The 3,790-nt window shown below is 73.6% G+C and carries 5 protein-coding genes; 4 read left to right on the top strand and 1 reads right to left on the bottom strand.

The features are described from left to right. Window positions 1–3 precede the first annotated feature (3 nt). Genes J5Y04_RS22425 through J5Y04_RS22410 form a run of 4 tightly spaced genes read left to right on the top strand, consistent with a single transcriptional unit; the run spans window position 4 to window position 2,473 of the window. On the top strand, window positions 4–228 hold the full coding sequence (locus tag J5Y04_RS22425) for an MbtH family protein (RefSeq protein ID WP_209413878.1): 225 nt from the start codon (window positions 4–6) through the stop codon (window positions 226–228). Between the two features lie 11 nt (window positions 229–239). After that, the gene (locus tag J5Y04_RS22420; RefSeq protein ID WP_209413877.1) at window positions 240–1,490 is read left to right on the top strand and encodes a cytochrome P450; all 1,251 of its coding nucleotides are present in this window, start codon (window positions 240–242) and stop codon (window positions 1,488–1,490) included. Window positions 1,491–1,520: 30 nt separating this feature from the next. Then, entirely contained in the window at window positions 1,521–2,264 is a 744-nt protein-coding gene (locus J5Y04_RS22415; protein ID WP_209413876.1) for an SRPBCC domain-containing protein, read from the top strand. Window positions 2,265–2,272: 8 nt separating this feature from the next. After that, a complete protein-coding gene (locus J5Y04_RS22410) occupies window positions 2,273–2,473 on the top strand; it encodes a hypothetical protein (RefSeq protein ID WP_209413875.1) in 201 nt (66 codons plus the stop codon). Between the two features lie 121 nt (window positions 2,474–2,594). On the opposite strand, the gene J5Y04_RS22405 is transcribed toward J5Y04_RS22410, so the two are convergent. Beyond that, window positions 2,595–3,542 (bottom strand): hypothetical protein, encoded by a 948-nt coding sequence (locus J5Y04_RS22405; RefSeq protein WP_209413874.1) that lies wholly within the window; start codon window positions 3,540–3,542, stop codon window positions 2,595–2,597. Window positions 3,543–3,790 lie beyond the last annotated feature (248 nt).

Below are 3,790 nucleotides of genomic sequence, written 5' to 3'. Positions count from 1 at the left end.
CCCATGACCAACCCCTTCGACGACCAGGACGGCACCTTCCTCGTGCTCGTCAACCCGGAGAACCAGCACTCGCTCTGGCCGCAGTTCGCGGACGTCCCCGAGGGCTGGACCACCGTCCACGGCCCCGACACCCACGCGGCCTGCCTGGAGTACGTCGAGCGGTCCTGGACCGACATGCGGCCCCAGAGCCTCGTCGACGCCATGGGCGCCGCGGACGCCCAGCGGTAGCGCGGCCCGCAGTGAACCTGACCGAAACCACGGAGGAGGCCCGCCTCGCGGCGGGCCCCGCCGGGCCGTCCGACGACCTCGCCGCGGCGCTGCTCACGCCCGAGGCCCGCCGGGACCCGTACCCGTTCTACGCCCGCATGCGGCGCGAGAGCCCGGTCCACCGCAGCGCCCAGGGCATCTGGTACCTCACCCGGTACGCCGACGTCGAGGCGGCCCTGGGCGACGTGCGGCTGTCCAACGACCGCGACCGGATGACCAGCGCCTTCGGCGCGCAGGGCGGCAACCTCAAGGCCCTCAGCCGGCTCACCGACCGGCTCGGCCGGGTGATGACCAACACCGACCCGCCGGACCACGCCCGCCTGCGCAAGCTGGCCAACCGGGCGTTCACCGCCCGGCGTGTCGAGGCGCTGCGCGACGGCATCCAGCGGATCGTCGACCGGCTGGTCGACGAGGCGGTCGCGGCCGGTCCGGCCATGGACCTGGTCGAGGCGGTCGCCTCCCCCCTGCCGCTCTCCGTCGTCTGCGAGCTGTTCGGCATCCCGCCCGAGGACCGGCCCCAGGTCAAGGCCTGGTTCCGCCGCTTCGGACGGCTGACCGAGGACATCGGCAAGACCGAGGCGGCGATCGACCAGTACGAGGAGTACCTCGCCCGGCTCGTCCGGCGCCGCCGGGCCGACCCGGGCGAGGACCTGATCAGCGCCCTGGTCGCGACCCAGGCGCAGGACGACCGGCTCACCGACGCGGAGCTGCTCTCGACCTGCTTCGTCCTCATCACCGCGGGCGACGAGACCACCACCCACCTGGTCGGCAACGGCATGCTCGCCCTGCTGCGCCACCCCGACCAGCTGGCCCGGCTGCGCGCGGACCCGGCGCTGATCCGCACCGCCGTCGAGGAACTGGCCCGCTACGACACGCCGACCCAGGCGATCGTCCGGGTCGTCGCCGAGGACGTCGGGATCGGTGGGCGGACGCTGCGCGAGGGCGAACTGGTCTACCTCTTCCTCGCCGCGACCAACCGCGACCCCGAGCGCTTCGAGGACCCCGACCGGCTCGACCTGTCCCGCCCCGGCAACCGGCACCTGAGCTTCGGCAACGGCCCGCACTTCTGCCTCGGCGGCCCGCTGGCCAAGCTCCAGGCCGAGGTGGCCATCGGCACGCTGGTCCGCCGGCTCCCGGACCTGCGGCTGGCCGACGGGGCGGCGCTCGACTGGCGGCCCAACCCGCTGCAGCGGCGGCTCTGCGCCCTCCCGCTCACCTACTGACGACTGAACGACGACGAAGGAGAACTGACCATGGCCCGAGAGTTCGAGGTGCGCCGGGAGCAGGACCTGCCCGCCACCCCCGAGCAGGTCTGGCACGCGGTCGCCACCGGCGCCGGAAACCTCGGCTGGCTGTACACCATGGAGATCGAGCCGCACGTCGGCGGCAGGGTCTCCCGCGGTGACGGCACGGTGAAGGTTTGGGAGCCGCCGCAACACTTCGCCATCCGGGTAGCCATGGACAACGGGTTCTCCAACACGCTCACCTACCTGATCGACCCGGTGGACGGCGCGACGAGCCACCTGCGGATGGGAATCCACTGGGTCCACGAGGGCGTCTGGGACGAGACCTGGGACGTCAAGGCGGACGCGGCCGAGAAGCACGTCGACTTCTACCAGCACGGCCTGGCCGAGTACCTGCGGCACTTCGCCGGCCGCCCCGCCGTCTACGTCAAGGCCCAGCGCCCCGAAACCACCGCCGACCCCGCCGACTTCACCGCCCTGCTCCGACGCCTCGGCGTCCCGGACGACGCGGCCGTCGGCGATCGGTTCACGCTCCACGTCCCCGGTCCGGACGGCGGCCCGGAGGAGGTGGTCGTCGACTGGCTCGACGCCGACTTCATCGGCCTGCGCGGCCCGGACGCGCTCTACCGGTTCTTCAACGGCAGCACCTGGAACTGGCCGGTCTGGCTGGGCCACCACCTGTTCGCCGAGGACGCCGACGAGCAGTCGGCCACCAAGGCGTGGAACGCCTGGCTCAACGACACCCAAGCCTAGGACCTCCGATGGAAACCTCCGTGGAAACACTGCTCTACGCCGCCGAACTCGTCGAGGAGAACGGCAGCTACACCCTCGTCGTCCAGGACGTGAGGCGGGACACCGTCCAGACCACCCCGGTCCCCAAGGCCATGGTGGACAAGCTCCCGACCTTCCTCCTCGCGCTCAGCGCCAAGCTCGGCTCCGCACCGTCGCGCAGCCGCTGGTAGACCCACGCGTCCCCGCGAGGCCGGTGCCGTCCGGAGGCTTCCCGGACGGCACCGGCCTCGTGCCGTACCCGGCCGTACCCCGCCGCACCCGACCCCGGCCGATCGCGGCCGTCGTGGGGCGTCAGGTGACGTGCAGGGTGAGCTCCGCGGTGTGCAGTCGCCCGGCCGTCTGGAACTGCAGGAAGACCCTCCAGTCCCCGGCCGAGCCGAGCATCGCGTAGAGGGTCAGCTCCGGCCCGCCGTGGTCGCCGTCGGTCCCTCCCGTCGGGTGCACGTGGGCCAGGGCCTGGTCGCCCTCGTGGAAGGCGGTCAGGTGGGCGTAGCTGTCCAGGTACGGCTGGAGGTTGGTGACCGGCCGGCCGTCCTGGGCGACGGTGACGGTGAGCAGGAGGGCGCCGGCCCTCGGTTCGCTCCGGAGGGCGACGGTGTAGCCGTCGACGGTGGTGCTGCCGGCCGGAGCGGGCAGCGGCACCGGGGCGGAGGCCTCGCCGGCCACCTGCACGACGCGGCTGAGCACGATCTCGCTGCCCCTGCGGGCGTTGTTCCCCGGCACGAACGAGGCGTACATCCGCCAGGTCCCCGGGGCGAGGGCGGTCAGGTCCGCGGTCCAGGTGCCGTCGGCGGCCATCACCGGGTGCAGGTGCTGGAAGCCGGTGAGATCGGCGCGGATCGCGTAGAAGTGCAGCTTCCTGGTCTGGTGCACGGCGAAGTCGGTGACCGGGCGGCCGTCCGGTCCGGTGATGGTGAACGGGTAGGCCGCCGCGCGCCCGGCGGGCAGCTCGGCGGTCGCGGCGTCCAGGCGGTAGCCGTCCCGTTCGGCGGCCAGGCCGTCGGCCGCCGGTCCCGTGCCGGGCGTGCCCGCCGTGTCCGGGGCCGTCGTGCCGGTCGCCGCGACGGGTGGTGCGGCCATCGCGCCGTGGTCCATGCCGGGCATGCCGGGCATGCCGTCGTGTGCGTCGTGCCCGCCGCGCGCGGAGGAGGCGCACGCGACGAGCCCGGCGACCAGCAGCAGCGGCACGCAGGACGCCAGGGCCCAGCGGCGGGAGAGCGAACGAGGATCAACGGACATCGACAGGTCTTTCCCGTGGGAGCACGCCGGAGAGGGCGCGTGGACGATCGGATACGCGCGGCCGGACCGGTCGTCCTCCCCTCTCGCTCCGCGGACCGTGCCGGGCGGGGGCGCCCGTCCGGCGACACCGTGAACGCCGGGAGGAATCCGCCCCCACCACACGGGAGACCCGCGCCGAGCGGCCCGATAACCGAAACCCGGCAGCCCAGCCCAGCCCAGCCCGGCCCGGGGCCGTGGCCCTTCCGGCC

The organism is Kitasatospora sp. RG8, assembly GCF_017813315.1.
In the GTDB taxonomy this organism is placed as follows: domain Bacteria; phylum Actinomycetota; class Actinomycetes; order Streptomycetales; family Streptomycetaceae; genus Kitasatospora.
The sequence above is the reverse complement of the archived record's forward strand: the minus strand, read 5'-3'. Positions and strand labels throughout refer to the sequence as shown.